20 protein-coding genes are annotated in these 17,926 nt (G+C 52.8%); 11 read left to right on the forward strand and 9 right to left on the reverse strand.

What is annotated here, in order from left to right; translation table 11 throughout:
- Positions 1-2: 2 nt before the first annotated feature.
- Complete coding sequence (locus tag AC2FC2_RS21790) at positions 3-986, forward strand: glycosyltransferase (RefSeq protein ID WP_490659899.1); 984 nt, start codon at positions 3-5, stop codon at positions 984-986.
- Between the two features lie 2 nt (positions 987-988).
- Here AC2FC2_RS21790 and AC2FC2_RS21795 read toward each other — a convergent pair whose 3' ends face one another.
- Together AC2FC2_RS21795 and AC2FC2_RS21800 are read right to left on the reverse strand one after the other, a co-directional pair.
- Positions 989-2,086: a glycosyltransferase family 9 protein gene (locus AC2FC2_RS21795; protein WP_490308894.1), complete on the reverse strand. Its 1,098-nt coding sequence runs from the start codon at positions 2,084-2,086 to the stop codon at positions 989-991.
- A gap of 1 nt (position 2,087) precedes the next feature.
- The gene (locus AC2FC2_RS21800; protein ID WP_209640105.1) at positions 2,088-3,044 is read right to left on the reverse strand and encodes a polysaccharide deacetylase family protein; all 957 of its coding nucleotides are present in this window, start codon (positions 3,042-3,044) and stop codon (positions 2,088-2,090) included.
- Positions 3,045-3,255: 211 nt separating this feature from the next.
- Here AC2FC2_RS21800 and rfaQ point away from each other — a divergent pair, with 211 nt between their 5' ends.
- From rfaQ to AC2FC2_RS21815, 3 genes are read left to right on the forward strand one after another with little or no spacing between them, the layout of a single operon-like run.
- Entirely contained in the window at positions 3,256-4,338 is a 1,083-nt protein-coding gene (gene rfaQ / locus AC2FC2_RS21805) for a putative lipopolysaccharide heptosyltransferase III (protein WP_265556758.1), read from the forward strand.
- Positions 4,335-5,462 carry a glycosyltransferase family 4 protein gene (locus AC2FC2_RS21810; RefSeq protein ID WP_265556759.1) on the forward strand — a complete coding sequence of 376 codons (1,128 nt, stop codon included), beginning with the start codon at positions 4,335-4,337 and terminating at the stop codon, positions 5,460-5,462. The genes rfaQ and AC2FC2_RS21810 overlap by 4 nt, the downstream gene beginning before the upstream one ends.
- A gap of 2 nt (positions 5,463-5,464) precedes the next feature.
- A complete protein-coding gene (locus AC2FC2_RS21815) occupies positions 5,465-6,562 on the forward strand; it encodes a glycosyltransferase (protein WP_265556760.1) in 1,098 nt (365 codons plus the stop codon).
- Positions 6,563-6,596: 34 nt separating this feature from the next.
- Here AC2FC2_RS21815 and AC2FC2_RS21820 read toward each other — a convergent pair whose 3' ends face one another.
- Positions 6,597-7,610, reverse strand: a complete 1,014-nt coding sequence (locus AC2FC2_RS21820) for a glycosyltransferase family 9 protein (protein ID WP_265556789.1) — start codon at positions 7,608-7,610, stop codon at positions 6,597-6,599.
- A gap of 125 nt (positions 7,611-7,735) precedes the next feature.
- Between AC2FC2_RS21820 and waaA the strand changes: the two genes are divergently transcribed.
- Genes waaA through coaD form a run of 3 tightly spaced genes read left to right on the forward strand, consistent with a single transcriptional unit; the run spans position 7,736 to position 10,276 of the window.
- On the forward strand, positions 7,736-9,013 hold the full coding sequence (gene waaA, locus AC2FC2_RS21825; protein ID WP_265556761.1) for a lipid IV(A) 3-deoxy-D-manno-octulosonic acid transferase: 1,278 nt from the start codon (positions 7,736-7,738) through the stop codon (positions 9,011-9,013).
- Positions 9,014-9,787: a glycosyltransferase family 2 protein gene (locus AC2FC2_RS21830; protein WP_209640121.1), complete on the forward strand. Its 774-nt coding sequence runs from the start codon at positions 9,014-9,016 to the stop codon at positions 9,785-9,787.
- Positions 9,788-9,790: 3 nt separating this feature from the next.
- Entirely contained in the window at positions 9,791-10,276 is a 486-nt protein-coding gene (gene coaD / locus AC2FC2_RS21835; protein ID WP_037421730.1) for a pantetheine-phosphate adenylyltransferase, read from the forward strand.
- Here the strand turns inward: coaD and mutM are convergent, their stop codons facing one another.
- The 4 genes from mutM to radC all read right to left on the reverse strand — a co-directional run bounded on the left by mutM (position 10,277) and on the right by radC (position 12,609).
- Entirely contained in the window at positions 10,277-11,086 is an 810-nt protein-coding gene (gene mutM / locus AC2FC2_RS21840; RefSeq protein ID WP_209640123.1) for a bifunctional DNA-formamidopyrimidine glycosylase/DNA-(apurinic or apyrimidinic site) lyase, read from the reverse strand.
- 160 nt (positions 11,087-11,246) lie between these two features.
- The gene (gene rpmG, locus AC2FC2_RS21845; RefSeq protein WP_004392084.1) at positions 11,247-11,414 is read right to left on the reverse strand and encodes a 50S ribosomal protein L33; all 168 of its coding nucleotides are present in this window, start codon (positions 11,412-11,414) and stop codon (positions 11,247-11,249) included.
- Positions 11,415-11,425: 11 nt separating this feature from the next.
- Entirely contained in the window at positions 11,426-11,662 is a 237-nt protein-coding gene (gene rpmB / locus AC2FC2_RS21850) for a 50S ribosomal protein L28 (RefSeq protein WP_004931195.1), read from the reverse strand.
- 263 nt (positions 11,663-11,925) lie between these two features.
- A complete protein-coding gene (gene radC, locus AC2FC2_RS21855) occupies positions 11,926-12,609 on the reverse strand; it encodes a RadC family protein (RefSeq protein WP_209640126.1) in 684 nt (227 codons plus the stop codon).
- Between the two features lie 179 nt (positions 12,610-12,788).
- On the opposite strand from radC, the gene coaBC reads away from it, so the two are divergent.
- From coaBC to slmA, 3 genes are all read left to right on the forward strand, one after another.
- On the forward strand, positions 12,789-14,006 hold the full coding sequence (coaBC, locus tag AC2FC2_RS21860) for a bifunctional phosphopantothenoylcysteine decarboxylase/phosphopantothenate--cysteine ligase CoaBC (RefSeq protein ID WP_209640129.1): 1,218 nt from the start codon (positions 12,789-12,791) through the stop codon (positions 14,004-14,006).
- On the forward strand, positions 13,984-14,442 hold the full coding sequence (gene dut / locus AC2FC2_RS21865) for a dUTP diphosphatase (RefSeq protein ID WP_209640132.1): 459 nt from the start codon (positions 13,984-13,986) through the stop codon (positions 14,440-14,442). The genes coaBC and dut overlap by 23 nt, the downstream gene beginning before the upstream one ends.
- A gap of 260 nt (positions 14,443-14,702) precedes the next feature.
- A complete protein-coding gene (slmA, locus tag AC2FC2_RS21870; RefSeq protein ID WP_037421744.1) occupies positions 14,703-15,299 on the forward strand; it encodes a nucleoid occlusion factor SlmA in 597 nt (198 codons plus the stop codon).
- 47 nt (positions 15,300-15,346) lie between these two features.
- Here the strand turns inward: slmA and pyrE are convergent, their stop codons facing one another.
- Both pyrE and rph read right to left on the reverse strand, forming a co-directional pair.
- On the reverse strand, positions 15,347-15,988 hold the full coding sequence (pyrE, locus tag AC2FC2_RS21875; RefSeq protein WP_037421748.1) for an orotate phosphoribosyltransferase: 642 nt from the start codon (positions 15,986-15,988) through the stop codon (positions 15,347-15,349).
- A 92-nt stretch (positions 15,989-16,080) separates the two neighbouring features.
- Positions 16,081-16,797, reverse strand: coding sequence for a ribonuclease PH (rph, locus tag AC2FC2_RS21880; RefSeq protein ID WP_209640135.1), 717 nt, complete (start codon positions 16,795-16,797; stop codon positions 16,081-16,083).
- A 126-nt stretch (positions 16,798-16,923) separates the two neighbouring features.
- Here rph and AC2FC2_RS21885 point away from each other — a divergent pair, with 126 nt between their 5' ends.
- On the forward strand, positions 16,924-17,787 hold the full coding sequence (locus AC2FC2_RS21885) for a YicC/YloC family endoribonuclease (RefSeq protein ID WP_265556771.1): 864 nt from the start codon (positions 16,924-16,926) through the stop codon (positions 17,785-17,787).
- Positions 17,788-17,926: the final 139 nt, after the last annotated feature.

Here is a 17,926-nt window from a genome sequence, read left to right on the forward strand (position 1 = left end):
CCATGTACTCTTCATCGCCTCTGCTCAGCGTTATTGTACCATTTTACAATAACGAAGACTTCGTGGTCGCCTGCCTGAGTTCGCTGTTCAACCAGATTGGCGATGATATTGAAGTGGTCATCATTGATGACGGTTCAACAGACGCATCCGCTGGGCGAGTCAGCGAACTGCTGGCCAAATGGCAGCATCCGCATGTCACCTTTATCTCGCAAAAAAATGGGGGTATCGCCAACGCCCGCAACGTCGGGCTGCATCATGCTCAAGGGCGCTATATTACCTTCCTTGATGGCGATGATTTATTGAGTGACGACTATCTGAGCATCCTGCGTCCACTGCTGATTGCCGATGAAGATGATCTGATCGATTTCAATTACCAGAAGTTTACCGACATTCCGCCAGTGCAACCCGCCGTTACGACCATACAGCGTAGCGTTTATGATTTTGCTAATCACGGCCTTGCCTGCCTCACCCCTTTGTTTGCCAACTCGATGTGGCACCTCTGGAGCCGGGTCTATAGACGAAGTCTGCTTGAGGGTGAGTCATTTGAAAACGGTCGGCGTTATGAAGACGTGATCTTCACGCCTTTCCAGTATTTCAAAACCCAGAAAATTGCTCATCTCGATCACGTGCTTTATTTTTATCGCGACAACAGCCACGGGATTACCCGTAATGTTAAAGCCAAAGACATTGAAGATATGCTGTTTGCTATCGACAAGATGCTGCTCTTTATTGACCAGCACCCGGGGGATGAACCGTTGCGACAGTTGGCGGCGTTAATGCTCGCCAACTGTTTCTCTGAGGTGAAAAGCATGTCGAAGGTATTGTATAGCTACTACTATTACCCAGCTGAGGCGCTGCATATCTTTAAACGCCTGGCCGACGTATGCCGTAATAGCGCGGTCCCACGTAAAAAAATCCGGCAAATGCATTACGCGTGGGTAGATACCTGTTTGTCAAAAATCCGCTGGCGATTAAAAAAGCGCTAAATTCACGCCTTATCCAACGACAGGTGATCCACTATCTCATCGTAAATCCGCTGTGGCTGGATCACGCCCATTGGGCTTTCCGCCTCAAGCGGCATGGTATAGCCAGTGCGAGATACCTGAATAATTCGATGAAGCTCCAAATCCTGAATGGGTCCGGTAGAACGTGAGTCGGCAGTCACAAACAGACTGATGGTTTTTACCTTCAACGCGACCGCCAGATGCAGTGGCCCGGTATCGCCGGTGATCAGGACGTGGAAGCTGTCGATCAACGTCAACAACGCCTGTAACCCCGTTTTCCCAATCCTATTGTCCACGCAAGCTCGGGTTTCAGGATTGACCTGATTCAGGAACTGCTGTGCCTTCCCGTCATCAAAAGGCCCACCAATCAGCACAATACGCACGTTGGCCTGCTTAGCCACCAGTTCGTCGGCAAGCCGGACGAAATGTGATACAGGCCAGCAACGTGACTCGGTTGAAGCCCCCAGCTGAAACCCAATCGTACAGCGATCGCGGCTTTTTACACCCGGCTGGTAAGGCGCTGGAATTTCCATTGTTGGATCATCACTGCGGCAACCCAGGATAGAAATCAGCTCCAGCTTACGACGAATAAAGTGGCCGTAGTAATGGAAGATGTAATTGGTCAACCAGGGTTCAAGCCCACAAATACCGGAACTGTAATTATCCCTGATAATGTATTTGGCCCCGGATAATACGGCGCTGATAATGTCATACGGCAGATGTGAATGCAGGATAAGCGCCAAATCCGGCTGATGCTCACGTAATGACTTCAACAGCGGGCGCATGGTTTTTATTTTACTGTCCCAATACACCACACGATCATAGTAGCGACCGTTCTCAACCAACTCCTGATTCTTTTTATGCACCACCAGCGTGATGTGCGCGTCGGGATAGCGCTCCCGCATTGCACGTAACGCAGGCGTATTAAACATAAAGTCGCCCAGCGCCGTGGTGGAATAGATGACGATGTTGTCAAACTGAAGCCGACTGTCGAAAGTCGTCTTATCCTGGAAACGGCCGGACTTAGCGGTATAACGGCGCAAAAACCAATCCGCGAGCTTAATCTTCCATTTTTTCGACATGTCAGTTCACTTTAAGTTGATAATACTCGGCCAGCGTCATGCCCACCGTACGCTGCTGCAACCAGGCAAACAGCTGCTCCAAATCACGGTACAACACGTCAATATCCTGCTGCGTTTTAAATGTCGGGCTGCCGCCCGGCATAAACTCGGAAGAGTGAAGCATAAATTCAACGTAGTCATTGCCTTGAGCCAGACAACGCTCCACCACCGACTTCATTTTCTCCAGATTACCGCCGCTTGGCCGCAACCAATTCGCCGACGGCGAGCGCTGCTTGCCACGTAAGCGATCGTAACCTTGTTTCAGCGCATTCATCAGCGCCGAATGTTTATACTGGATGCTCATCGGTACTTCCAGCAGTGATGAGGAACCCGCCCTGGCGATATTGTCAGGATCGATAAAATAGGCGTGTGATGGGAAATGGCGGTAGTCGGTACCGCCATTGCCTTGTGGGTTACCCGGGGAGTATTGCCAGTTAACACGCGGGGTAACCGAACAATCTACCTGATAGCCATATTCCAACAGCAAAGCAGCATAATATTCATTAAACGCCCAACGGCCGGCACGATGGCTGAGCATCTTGGTCTGAAAGCTATCTTCCAACAGCTTGGTCATATGATCGACTTTTGCACGGATTTGATCGGCCGGATACTCGATCAGATAAGGCTTATGGCGCCAGTCGTCATTGGTCAAGGGCGTTAACGGCGGGCTGTTCCAGGCATGCAGGTGCATACCCACTTCCCCACAGCCACGTGCAATGACATCGCGAGCAAACTCGACATATTCTGCATCCACCGCCATTTCATAATTAGTGAGGTACACTGGCTTAAAGCCATATTTCTCACACAGCGCCTGAAAGCGCGGCAAAAATCGCGTGTTTTCGGTCGAAATGCGATCGTGGTTTTGCCACAGATTATCGCCTTCGGTATCAATGGTGATGAGAAACGCCGGTTTAGTCATAAATATCGAGCCTGATATCAACAGAATGCATTATGTTACGCAGGGCGTTTCGCCAGGGCAAACGACTTTACTGCCTGGTTTGGACAACGTTGAAGGCCTTTTGTCTCCCTCGCGCGTTATTTTTTCACTTCACGGCAAGAAAACTGTGCAACAGTAGCCACATGCGATCGGGTCATTTAGAATCAAACATTGGTTTCCCAGAAAGCGACTCATGATGAACGACGCGCCAGCCTTAGCTCCTGATACCTCGATACAGCGTATTCTGATCGTTAAACTTCGCCACCACGGCGACATGTTGCTGACAACTCCGGTCATCAATACTCTGCGGCAAAACTACCCGCAAGCGCAGATTGACGTACTGCTGTATAAAGAAACCCAGGATATGCTGGCCAGCAACCCCGCACTGTCGAATGTCTTCGTTATCGATCGCCAGTGGAAAAAACAGGGGGCAAAAGCACATCTGAATCATGAGCTTAATCTGATCCGGCAGCTCAAGGCGCAGCGTTACGATCTGGTGGTCAATCTGGCCGATCAGTGGCGCAGTGCCCTTCTCACCCGGCTGACCGGGGCACGCATCCGGTTGGGGTTCGACTTCCCCAAGCGGCAGGGTTTTTTATGGCGTCATTGCCACACACATTTGGTGCCGGTTACTGATCACGCCCACCTCCATACCGTCGAACAAAACCTGTCGCTGTTACACCCCTTAGGCCTGCCAACCGTCAGCCAACAGGTGACCATGAGTTATCCGCCCGAGGACTGGCAAACCTGCCAGCAACTGTTACAACAACAGGGCATTACCGATGACTTTATCGTGATACAGCCGACCTCACGCTGGTTCTTCAAGTGCTGGAGTGAAGAAAAAATGGCCGCCACGATAAGTGCATTGCAGGCTGACGGCCACCGGTTGGTGATCACTTCCGGACCAGATGCAAAAGAGCAGGCCATGGTGGAGCGTATTCTGGCGCTCTGCCCGGCACAAGGTGTGGTTTCATTGGCTGGCCAACTGACGCTGCGGCAACTGGCAGCTCTGATCGATCACGCCAAACTGTTTATCGGCGTAGATTCAGTGCCTATGCACATGGCCGCCGCACTGCAAACCCCCTGCATCGCGCTGTTTGGCCCTTCCAAGCTGGTGTTTTGGCGCCCATGGCAGGTGATTGGCAGCGTGATCTGGGCCGGAGACTACGGCACCTTGCCCGATCCAGACGCCATCAATACCGGCACCGATGAACGGTATCTGGACCTTATTCCTACAGACGTGGTGATTGCAGCCGCGCGGAGCACGTTGGTATGAAAGCATTTCGTTTGGCGATCGTTCGCCAAAAGTACCGCCCAGACGGTGGGGCTGAGCGTTTCGTTTCGCGCGCCCTCGAGGCACTGGAACAACAAGACCTCGACCTGAACGTTATCACCCGCGAATGGCAGGGTGATGCCAATCCTGATTGGCACATCCACCTGTGCAATCCGCTGAAATTCGGCCGTATTAGCCGTGAGCGCGGCTTTGCCGAAGCGGCCAGAGCACTGTGGCAGAAAGAAGAATTCGATCTGGTACAGAGCCATGAGCGTATCCCCGGCTGTGATATTTACCGCGCCGGCGATGGCGTACACCGCCGCTGGTTGTTACAACGCGCCCGTTTGCTGCCGGAATGGCGCCGTAAATGGCTGTTCTCAAATCGTTATCACCGTTATGTGATGTGTGCAGAGCGCGCAATGTACGCCGCCCCAGAATTGAAAGCCGTCATCTGCAACGCCGAAATGATTAAACAGGAAATCATCGATGATTTTGGCGTACCCGCCGATAAAATTACGGTGATCTACAACGCCATTGATAATCAAAAGTTCCTGCCTGCAACGGCTGAGCAGCGCCAGCAGCTTCGCGCGCAGTACCAGATCCCACAACAGGCGCATTGCCTGATCTTTGTCGGCTCCGGTTTTGAACGTAAAGGCTTAGCCGCCGCCATCCGTGCCGTTGCAGCCACCGACAGCTATCTTCTGGTGGTCGGCAAAGACAAGGCCGAAAAACGCTATCAGGCGTTGGCGCAATCACTGGGTTGCAGCGATCGCGTGCGGTTTATGGGTGTACAAAAACAGACGCTGCCGTTTTATCAAGCTGCCGATGCGCTGTTGCTACCCACGCTGTATGATCCTTTCCCCAACGTGATTCTGGAAGCCATGTCCTGCGGCTTACCGGTCATAACCAGTACCACCTGCGGCGGTGCTGAGTTTATCACCCAAGGGTATAATGGCTTTGTCACCGATGCTCTCGACGTCCCCGCGCTGATTGAGGCGATCGCGGCGTTACCGCGTCAGGCTTTAGGCTCCGCCATGGGTGAGGCCGCAAGATTGCGTATCATGTCGGCCACCCCGGCTCACCTGTCGGAACAGCTGATATCCCTTTATAACCGGCTGCTGGATTAACTATGCGTATTCTGATGATTATCGACGGCCTACCCGGTGGAGGCGCGGAAAAAGTGGTGCTAACACTGTGCCAGGGCATGCAGCAAATGGGCCATGACGTTAGCCTGATTTCATTACGCGATGTCTGTAACTACCCGATCCCCTCCGGTATTCACTATCAGGTCGTCGCCGATCACAATCGCTCACCCTGGCGTAAAGTGACGGAGCTATCACGCCGTGCTGCCGCACTGGATCGCGCGATAGCCGACGTTGAGCGCCAACATGGCATCTATGATTTGGTGTTCTCCAACCTGCATAAAACAGATCGCATCGTCAGCCGCAGCAAGTTGCTCTCCTCAGACCGCCTGTGGTTCTGCATTCATGGCATCCTGTCGACGTCCTATCTCGGTCACCGCAAAGGGCTGGATCGTTGGTTGAAACAGCGGAAAATCGCTGCGGTTTACCAAGGCAGAAATATAGTTGCCGTCTCACAGGCCGTAGGGAACGATTTACAGCAAAACTTGCCGATCCACCCAAGCCGGTTAGCCGTGATCAACAACCCGTTCGATATTGATGCTATCGCACAGCAAGCAGCAGCCCCCTGCGAGCTGGCTGGCCAGGATTACCTGGTGCACGTTGGGCGCTTTCATCCACACAAACGGCACGATCGCTTGTTGAAAGCCTATGCGCTGTCGGGCATACAGGCGCCATTGGCCCTGGTTGGAACCGGCAGCGAAGCTAACATAGAAGAAGCGAAACAGCTGGCAAAACAATTAGGTATCGCAGAGCGTGTGCTCTTCCTCGGATTCCAGGCTAACCCCTATCCGTTTATTCGCCATGCATCATTGTTGGTGCTCAGCTCTGACAGTGAAGGCTTTGGCAACGTGCTGGTGGAAGCCCTGCTGTGCGATACGCCGGTAGTCAGCACTCGCTGTCCGGGTGGGCCTGCGGAAATTCTGGAAAAAGCGGGAATGGATAACGCACTGGCGGAGCTCAATGAAAAATCATTGGCAGAAAAAATGGCAGAAATTTACGCCAAACCACCCAAAATCAATCATGACCAATTGCTGAGCTATGGATTAACCCCTATTTGCCAGCAGTACCTGGGCCTCAAAAAATAAATTAAAGGCAGGGGAAACCCTGCCTTATTTATAATTAATTTAATGCCTGTATTTTATCCCAGACATCATCAACGGGCACATCAATACAGTCGCCCGATTCAGTTTGCAGAATATGATAACGCCCAGACCAGGGGTGCCAAGATTCTTTATCCGTATCGCCAAAGAATACAACCATATCTTTATTCAGTGCCGCAGCCAGGTGCATTTGTCCACCGTCACTGCACAGCACTCTGTCGCATAAATCGAAACCGGCCAGTAATTCACGTACTGACGCCGTTGGATACAGTGCTACACGCTCATTTTTACACAGCGCCAACAGTTGCTCTGCGCGTTTTTGATCGCCGATATCGTCCGGCGTCAATGTCCCCTGCGGGGACCAGAAAATCAAGACGCCCGTGTTCTTCTCAGCAAGTAAGCGGTTGATAATTTCGGCATAGCGCTCTATAGGCCAACGTCGTTTAGGGCTACGACTGCTGATGTGAACAGCGCACAATCGATCGACCGGTGGCAGGTATTCTTGCAAACGCTTCGCGGCCTGTTGGCGCTCTTCCTGGGTCAAAAACACCCGTACCGGGGGAATCGGAATATGTTGTTCAGTAATGGCCGAGAGGTAACTGTAAGTATGTTCTACCTGGTGCTTGCCACTAAAATTTTCTTTGCGGAAAGGATGATGAATATCAGACGTCCCCAAATCTGCGCCAATAATATTACTGACACCCGCCATTTTTGCCAATCGCAGGCTGTACTTACAGGGAACGGGGTTAGCCAAGATCGCCGCATCGAATTTTATTTTTCGCAGTTTCAAAAAAATCATCAGTCGCTCAAAATAAACCCCTAATGTGGTTTCATTCTTCGCCTTGTGCTTTGCCTTTTTATAGACAAACACGTTTTCAAGATGGGGGTTATTTTTTACAACATCCTGGCTGACTTTATTGATTAACAGATAAAGTTTGGCATCCGGATAGGCAATTTTCACCCCTTCGATTAGCGGGGTAGTACAAACAAGATCGCCAATGTTGTCACGGCGAATAATTAAAATATTCTTCATTCCAAGCCTATCAGCGAAATCTCTCGCCTGTTGTCTGAAACTGACACCCAAGGTTACCAAATTAGCGCCTTTCCCTTCCAGTTATGGTACTATTCTGAATAACCCATATAAATGAAATTGATAGAATGTTGCTGCGTTTATATCAGGTACTACTCTACCTCATCCAACCCCTGATCTGGCTTCGCTTACTGTTGCGCAGCCGCAAAGCTCCAGCCTACCGTAAACGCTGGGCAGAACGCTATGGCTTCTGCGCCGGGAAAGTCGTTCCGGGCGGCATCATGCTACATTCCGTCTCCGTAGGTGAAACGCTGGCCGCTATTCCATTGGTCCGCGCGCTCCGCCACCGCTACCCTTATTTACCGATTACTGTGACCACGATGACGCCGACAGGTTCAGAGCGTGTGCAATCCGCCTTCGGTAAAGACGTTCACCATGTTTATCTGCCTTATGACCTGCCCGGTTCGATGCGCCGCTTCCTGGATCAAGTGAATCCAAAACTGGTCATCATTATGGAAACCGAGCTGTGGCCGAATCTGATCAACGAACTACACCAGCGTCAGATCCCTTTGGTGATCGCCAATGCCCGCCTTTCCGCCCGTTCTGCCGCCGGTTATAAAAAAATCGGCGGTTTTGTCCGTGATATGCTGCGCCGCATTACGCTGATCGCCGCACAAAACCAGGAAGACGGTGAGCGCTTTGTTGAACTTGGCCTTAAGCGCTCACAACTCACCGTGACCGGTAGCCTGAAGTTCGATATTTCCGTGACTCCAGAGCTGGCAGCCCGAGCCGTCACGTTGCGTCGTCAATGGGCACCGCGCCGCCCAGTGTGGATCGCCACCAGTACCCATGAAGGTGAAGAAAGTATTCTGCTGGCTGCACACCGAAAACTGCTGGAAAAACACCCTGACTTGCTGCTGATCCTGGTACCACGTCATCCAGAACGCTTCTCTACCGCCAAAGAGCTGGTGCAAAAAGCCGGTTTCAGTTACACCCTGCGCAGCAGCGGCGAAATCCCTTCCGGAGGAACCCAGGTAGTAATCGGCGATACCATGGGTGAACTGATGCTACTGTATGGCATTGCCGATCTGGCCTTTGTGGGTGGCAGCCTGGTGGAGCGCGGTGGGCATAACCCACTGGAAGCCGCCGCACACGCCATCCCCGTGCTGATGGGCCCCCATACTTTCAATTTTAAGGATATCTGCGCCAAGCTGTCGCAAGCCGGGGGATTGATCACCGTGGCCGATGAAGAATCGTTGGTCAAGGAAGTGACTACGCTACTTACCGACGAAGACTATCGTCGCTATTACGGCCGTCACGCGGTAGAAGTGCTGTATCAAAATCAGGGAGCGCTGCAGCGCCTGCTGCAACTGTTGGAACCGCACCTGCCGCCACGGAGCCATTAAATGAGCAACCGCAAAAGCCTGTCGGTGGTGATTATCGCCAAGAACGAAGCCGGGCTGCTGCCGGATTGTCTTCGCTCCGTAGCATGGGCAGATGAAATCATTCTGCTCGACTCAGGTAGCGAAGATAACAGTGTCGCCATTGCCGAAGATCTGGGTGCCAAAGTATTCACTCATACCGACTGGCAAGGTTTCGGCAAACAGCGTCAGTTGGCACAGAGTTACGCCTGCAACGACTATATTTTGATGATCGACGCCGATGAGCGTGTTACGCCCGAACTTCGCCAATCCATTGAACAGACACTCGCCGCACCGGACGATAACCACGTCTACAGCTGCGCGCGCCGTAACCTGTTCCTCGGGCGTTTTATGCGCCACAGCGGCTGGTACCCAGATCGTGTCAACCGTCTGTATGCCAACCAACGCTACCGCTATAACGACGATCTGGTACACGAATCACTTCATATCAACGGGGCGAAAGTCGTGCCGCTGAGCGGCGATCTGCTCCATCTGACCTGCCGTGATTTCTTTGCCTTTCAGCGTAAACAACTGCGTTATGCCGAAGAATGGGCCAATCAGCGCCATCTGGCCGGTAAGCGCTGCAGCTATGTTTCGATAATCACCCACACCCTGGGTGCGTTCTGCAAAACCTGGCTGCTGCGGGCTGGCTTCCTGGACGGTAAACAGGGGTTGCTGTTAGCGGTGGTCAACGCGCAATATACTTTCAATAAATATGCCGCACTCTGGGCATTGGGCCGCAACTATTCAGAGAAGTGAATCATGACCCGTAAAGCCATCTACCCCGGTACTTTCGATCCCATGACCAACGGCCACCTGGATTTGGTGACGCGTGCGTCAAAAATATTCGATCACGTCATCCTGGCTATCGCGGCCAGTCCGAGCAAAAAGCCACTGTTCACGCTGGAAGAGCGCGTAGACTTAGCCACTCAAGTGACGTCACACCTGGATAATGTGGAAGTATTGGGGTTCAGTGAACTGATGGCACATTTTGCCGCTCATCAGAATGCCAATATTCTGGTTCGCGGCCTGCGTGCAGTCTCTGACTTTGAATATGAGTTGCAGTTGGCGAATATGAACCGCCATTTGATGCCCACGCTGGAAAGCGTATTCCTGATGCCTTCCGAAGAGTGGTCGTTTATCTCTTCTTCTCTGGTAAAAGAAGTGGCACGTCACGGCGGCGATATCGCCCCTTTCTTGCCGGACGTGGTCACTCAGGCATTATTCGAGAAACTCGCCAAACAATAATCAACGCTGGCAACGCCGACAGAAGAAAGTACTGCGTTGCCCGTGCTTGGCCGATTCAATTGGTGTACCGCATACGCGGCAAGGTTCACCAGCCCGACCATATACCTGCAATTCCTGCGCGAAATAGCCAGGCTTGCCGTCCGACTGCAGGAAATCACGTAACGTCGTGCCTCCCTGCTCAATAGAACGCAGCAAGACAGCCTTAATGGTTTCCACCAACACGTCAGCCTCCACTTTGCTTAACGAGCCTGCCGGGCGGTCTGGGAGGATCCTTGCGGTAAACAACGATTCGCTGGCGTAGATGTTGCCAACCCCCACCACCAGCTTGTTATCCATTAGCCAGGGTTTGATCAGCGTACGCTTGTTGCGAGATTTCTCGAACAGGTAGGCGCCGTTAAACGCATCACTCAAGGGTTCCGGTCCGAGATGGGCCAAGACGTTGCTTGCCGCCAGATCGTCACACCATAGCCAGGCACCAAAGCGGCGCGGATCGGTATAACGCAGCGTCATACCATTGCTGATAACCAGGTCAACGTGGTCGTGTTTACCCGCTTCTGTCTCTTCGGCCAACATGCGCAGGCTGCCAGACATCCCCAGATGAACGATAATCCAGCCGCTCGCCAGTTCAATGAGAAGATACTTGGCGCGTCGCTGGACACTGAGTACTGGCTGGTCGCTCAGCGCCAGAATTTGCTCGGAAACGGGCCAGCGCAGACGTGCATTGCGCACCACGGCATATTGAATGCTATGACCGACAAGATAAGGTTCAATACCGCGACGGCTGGTCTCAACTTCTGGTAATTCAGGCATTCCACGCTCCCCTTTGCTTTTCTCTACCCTATGATTCCAAGCAGCACAGCTTATGTAGCTTCACATCCCCTGTAGCTCATTTATGTAAGTAACAGGCAATGGGTATCCCTTATAACGCAAAAAACCCGGCCAAGGCCGGGTTTTTATTAATCCACTAAAATTATTTAATTTTAGCTTCTTTGTAGATCACGTGCTGGCGGACAACTGGATCGAATTTCTTCAGTTCCAATTTTTCCGGCTTAGTACGCTTGTTCTTCGTGGTGGTATAGAAGTGACCAGTACCAGCAGAAGAAACCAGCTTGATCTTCTCGCGAACACCTTTAGCCATGATGCAGTTCCTTAATACTTCTCACCACGGGCACGCAGATCGGCCAAGACCGTCTCAATACCCTTCTTATCGATAACACGCATACCTTTAGCAGATACACGCAGCGTTACAAAGCGCTTCTCAGCCTCAACCCAAAAACGGTGTGAGTGCAGGTTCGGCAGAAAACGGCGTTTGGTCGCGTTCATTGCGTGGGAACGGTTGTTACCGCTCACCGGGCGCTTGCCAGTAACTTGGCAGACTCGGGACATGTCTATTCTCCAAAAATCAAATCAGCTCGAGCTTCGTATAGGGTATGGCCGCCTCGTCAGGCTTTTAGAGCCCATCTCAGCAAACTTCATACTGAGGAGACTCTCGTCATCAGGTCAGAAACCACACATCAGGTTAGAAACCTGCTGAGATAGGCTCTTACGCCAAACCCAAGATTCTCAAAGGTGGCGTAGTATACGCTCTGAAGCGTAAGTGCTCAAGTCCCGAACAGCTAAAGATCCCACAAGGATCGCGAAAAAATCGCTTAAAGCCATCCGCGCTCGGCAAAAGAGACGCATTCACCCCGACCTATCACCAAATGATCGAGCACTCGGATCTCCAATAACAGGCAGGCACTTACCACTTGCTCTGTTATTAAACGGTCGGCATGACTGGGTTCAGCCTTACCCGAAGGATGATTATGCGCCAGAATAATGGCGGCCGCATTAGCCTTCAACGCTTCGCGCACAATTTCTCTCGGGTATACGACAACGCTGCTGATGGTACCAGCAAACATCTCCTGATGGCGAATAACACGGTGCTGATTGTCTAAAAACAATACCAAAAACACTTCTCGCTCATGATGGGCCAGCAGGCTTTGCAAATAATGCTGGGTCATTTTGGGGTTAAGCATGGCATTTTCCTTTGCCAGATGGCTGGAAAAGAAGCGGAACGCCAACTCTGAAATGGCCTGAAGTTGGGTATAGCTGGCATTACCCAACCCCTTGTAGCTGCAAAAAACCGAATGATCCGCTGACATCAGATGATAAAGCGAGCCAAACTGCACCAGTAACTCTTCCGCCAACTGCATAACATGCACGCCAGGAAACCCCGTGCGTAAAAAAATGGCCAACAGCTCTGCATCGGACAGCGCCGACGCGCCGTAGTGCAACAATTTTTCCCGTGGTGCCAGCGTATCTGGCCACAAGGTGATTACCTGACTGCTCATCATCGCCTCCCGAAAATGCCACAGCATGCCATGTGACAAAGAAGCCGACGACAGGTGCTTGATAACATTGCGAAGTGCTGCGCAACCTATGATGTAACGGGATGCAGATACAGTGGAATCGCTCACCCGTCTGGCGGTTATGCTAAAATGGCACATCTTTCGGATTCAATCGGACAATCATGATGACGGGACTCTCCGGCAAACATATTGTACTGGGTATCAGTGGCGGTATCGCCGCTTACAAATGCCCGGAACTGGTACGTCGCCTGCGTGACAGAGGCGCGGAAGTGCGTGTGATAATGACCCATGCGGCGAAGGCCTTTATTACGCCGTTGACGCTACAGGCCGTGTCCGGTTATCCGGTCTCAGATGATCTGCTGGATCCCGCAGCCGAAGCCGCGATGGGGCATATCGAGCTCGGCAAATGGGCAGACCTGGTCATACTGGCACCGGCCACCGCCGATCTGCTGGCACGCGTCGCCGCGGGCATGGCCAACGACCTGCTGACAACGGTTTGTCTAGCCACCGCTGCACCGATCGCCGCAGCACCTGCCATGAACCAACAGATGTACCGCGCCGCCGCTACCCAGGCCAATCTGCAAACCCTGCAGGCTCGCGGTATGCTGCTGTGGGGGCCAGATAGCGGTAGTCAAGCCTGTGGCGACGTCGGCCCAGGCCGCATGATTGATCCGCTGGATATCGTTGAACTGGCAAACAATCATTTCTCCGCACCGCAAGATCTGCAACATTTGAAGATTATGCTCACCGCCGGTCCAACCCGTGAAGCGCTGGACCCGGTGCGTTTTATCAGCAACCACAGTTCAGGTAAAATGGGCTTTGCCATCGCCCGGGCCGCCGCAGCACGCGGTGCGCAGGTCACGTTGATTGCCGGGCCGGTTAACCAACCGACACCACCACATGTCACCCGGGTAGATGTCATCAGCGCGTTGGAAATGGAGCAGGCAGTGCAGCAACGCGCCGCTCAGCAGGATATTTTTATTTCCTGTGCAGCCGTGGCCGATTACCGTGCCGAACAAATTTCCGATGAAAAAATAAAAAAACAGGGTGATGAAATCATCCTCAAAATGGTAAAAAACCCCGATATCGTTGCAGGCGTCGCAGCGATGACGAAAAAACGCCCCTTTGTCGTGGGGTTTGCCGCCGAAACCCAGAATGTGGAAGAATACGCGCGACAAAAACTGGCGCGTAAGAAATTGGATTTAATTTGCGCCAATGATGTATCGCTTGCAGAGCATGGGTTTAACAGCGACACCAATGCCTTGCACCTTTTTTGGCAGGATGGAGAAAAGCGCCTGGCGCTGAGCGACAAAGCACTCCTTGGCCAACGTTTAATAGACGAGATAGTCAGCCGTTATGATGAAAAAAATCGACGTTAAAATCCTCGACCCGCGTATTGGAAAGGATTTCCCTTTACCGACCTACGCAACCCCAGGCTCGGCAGGTCTCGATCTGCGTGCCTGCCTGGACAACGCCGAAGAACTGGCACCGGGTGAAACCACGTTGTTACCTACCGGTTTGGCTATCCACATCGCCGACACGAGTCTGGCTGCGGTGATCCTGCCGCGTTCAGGTTTAGGTCATAAGCACGGTGTGGTACTGGGCAATCTGGTCGGCCTGATCGACTCTGATTACCAGGGCCAACTGATGGTTTCCGTCTGGAACCGTGGCCAGAAATCCTTCACGATTGAACCCGGTGAACGCATCGCACAGATGGTATTTGTGCCTGTTGTACAAGCCGAATTCAATCTGGTTGAAGAGTTCGACAGCAGTGAACGTGGCGAAGGCGGCTTTGGCCATTCCGGTCGCCAGTAAGCGCTGCTCAATACCTAAGTACCGACAAGGAAACGTCGCCTGAAACCTTGCCACCTCAGAGAGAAGGACATCTCTACGGCAAGGTTTGGCTGACAACGATTACAGCGCACACCAGGGCGCATGGAGAGTACAGGTCGTTAAGGCCGCTGACCCCAGCATCGTAAAAAAGCTATCACATAAGCCCTACAGAGAACGCTCTGTAACGGCCGGTGCCCGGGTTTCCGAAAGTCTAAGCAGTTTTAGCAAGGGTCTAATCAGACATGGCAGAAAAAGAAAATACCAAAAGGAACCGGCGCGAGGAAATACTGCAGGCATTAGCCCAGATGCTGGAGTCCAGCGACGGCAACCAGCGTATTACCACCGCTAAACTTGCCGCTAACGTTGGCGTCTCCGAAGCTGCACTCTACCGGCACTTTCCAAGCAAGACACGGATGTTCGACAGTCTGATCGAATTTATTGAAGACAGCCTGATAACGCGCATCAACCTGATCCTGCAGGACGAAAAAGAGACCTTTAACCGCCTGCGTCTGATTTTGCTGTTGGTACTGGGATTCGCCGAACGCAACCCTGGCCTGACGCGTATTATGACCGGTCACGCACTTATGTTTGAACAGGATCGGCTGCAGGGGAGAATCAATCAGCTGTTTGAACGCATTGAGGCACAGCTGCGCCAGGTGCTGAAAGAACGCAAGCTACGTGAAGGTAAAGGTTTTATTGTAGATGAGACGCTGTTGGCCAGCCAACTGCTGGCCTTCTGCGAAGGTATGCTATCACGCTACGTTCGTTCCGAATTCCGCTACCGCCCAACACAAGAGTTCGAAGGGCGTTGGCCACTGCTGGCGGCACAGCTGCAATAAACCTTACGCCGGGCGCGTTTTGCGCGCCCGGCTGAATAAAGCGTGCGTTAAACGCCGTACTGCTCGCGATAAGCACGCACCGCCGCCAGGTGATCGGCCATTTCCGGTTTTTCTTCCAGATAAACAATCAAATCCTTCAGCGTCACGATGGAAATCACCTTACAGTGATAATCGCGCTCAACTTCCTGAATAGCAGAGATATCCGCACGACCCCGTTCCTGACGGTCAAGCGAGATCAGTACCCCGGCCAACGTTGCACCGCCCGCGCCAATGATTTCCATCGATTCACGGATCGCCGTTCCGGCAGTGATCACATCGTCTACCAGCATGACACGGCCCTGCAGCGGACTGCCCACCAGCGTCCCGCCTTCACCGTGAGTTTTGGCTTCTTTGCGGTTAAAGCAGTAAGGGACATCACGGTCATGATGTTCCGCCAGTGCAACAGCCGTGGTCGTGGCGATAGGAATCCCTTTGTAAGCCGGGCCAAACAGCAAATCGAATTCGATGCCAGAATCAATCAATGCTTCGGCGTAGAAGCGCCCTAACAGCGCAAGATCACGCCCAGTATTAAACAAACCGGCATTAAAAAAATACGGGCTGGTACGGCCGGATTTCAGGGTGAACTCGCCGAATTTCAATACCTGCTTGTTAAGCGCGAACTCGATAAACTGGCGCTGATAGGCTTTCATTACTGCTTCTCCTCATCTGGTCGGTTAGATCTGTGAATACTGCCACCCGAACGTCGGGCGTAAAAAAGGCGACTCTTGAGTCGCCTTAAAAATTAATCTGCCAGCGCCGCTTTCTGCGCCTGGAAGATGGTTTCAATGCCCCCTCGGGCCAGCGCCAATAGCGCCAATAGCTCGTCGTGACTAAACGGCTCACCCTCGGCGGTGCCTTGCACCTCGATCATGCGACCATCTTCCATCATCACTACATTCATATCCGTTTCTGCTGCGGAGTCCTCGACGTACTCCAAATCACACAGCGCTTCGCCGTTAACGATACCGACGGAGACCGCCGCAACCAACCCTTTCATTGGGTTGGCTTTCAGCTTGCCATTGGCCACCAGCGCATTTAGCGCATCAGCCAGCGCAACGCAGGCACCGGAAATAGACGCGGTGCGGGTACCGCCGTCAGCCTGCAATACGTCGCAGTCGAGCGTGATGGTGAATTCACCGAGTTTTTTCAGATCAACCGCCGCACGTAACGAACGGGCGATCAAACGCTGAATCTCCAGCGTGCGGCCGCCCTGCTTGCCTTTGGCCGCTTCGCGGGCGTTACGGCTGTGGGTAGAGCGCGGCAGCATGCCGTACTCAGCGGTGATCCACCCTTGCCCCTGACCCTTCAGGAAGCGCGGAACGCCCTCTTCTACTGTGGCGGTGCACAAAACTTTGGTATCGCCAAACTCAACCAGCACTGAGCCTTCAGCGTGTTTGGTATAGTGACGGGTCAGTGTCAGTGGGCGAACTTGTTGTGGTGCTCTGCCTGCAGGACGCATGGGCTCTCTCCGGCTTCTAATCAACGTTTGGCTGCGCATTATACGGGCTTCGTGACGTAATGCCTATCCTGCCCGCAGGTCCAACGCTATAATCGGTTCATCTTTTCCTATTACGGGTACGCATCAATGATCCGCAGCATGACCGCCTACGCCCGGCGTGAAATCAAGGGTGAATGGGGCAGCGCAGCTTGGGAGCTGCGTTCCGTGAACCAACGCTATCTAGAAACCTACATCCGTCTGCCGGAACAATTCCGCAGCCTGGAGCCGGTGATCCGCGAACGTATCCGTGGTCGCCTGACCCGCGGTAAAGTGGAGTGCAACCTGCGTTTCGAACTGGATCCGAGCGCGCAAAGCTCAATGATCCTGAACGAAAAACTGGCAAAGCAGCTGGTTGAGGCTGCTAACTGGGTCAAAATGCAGAGCGACGAAGGTGAAATTGACCCTATCGACGTACTGCGCTGGCCTGGTGTGATGTCCGCCCAAGAGCAGGATCTGGACGCTATCAGCGCACAGCTGATGCAGGCACTGGATGGCGCACTGGATGACTTCATCGTTGCGCGTGAAAGCGAAGGTACTGCACTAAAATTGCTGATCGAACAGCGTTTGGACGGCGTCAGCGCCGAAGTGGTCAAGGTACGCGCCCAAATGCCCAACATCCTGCAATGGCAGCGTGAGCGTCTGGTCAGCAAACTGGAAGAGGCTCAGGTGCAGTTGGAAAACACCCGCCTGGAGCAAGAGCTGGTGCTGATGGCGCAACGTATTGACGTCGCCGAAGAACTGGACCGCCTGGAAGCCCACGTAAAAGAAACGCACAACATCCTGAAGAAAAAAGAAGCCGTGGGCCGCCGCCTCGACTTTATGATGCAGGAATTCAACCGCGAATCTAATACCTTGGCGTCCAAGTCGATCAATGCCGAAGTCACCACTTCCGCTATCGAGCTGAAAGTGCTGATCGAGCAGATGCGCGAGCAGATCCAAAACATCGAGTGATACGTTCCTTCATTCGTATAAGCCCGCATTCGCGGGCTTTTTTACGACTATGTTCTGGGTAGCGCGGCATTCCCAATGTTTATTCCCCGACGTTAAGCCGGCCAACATCGCGAACCATAAAGAAATGCACGCCGGATGC

The organism is Serratia sp. CoH_122_TC_1 (assembly GCF_058191755.1).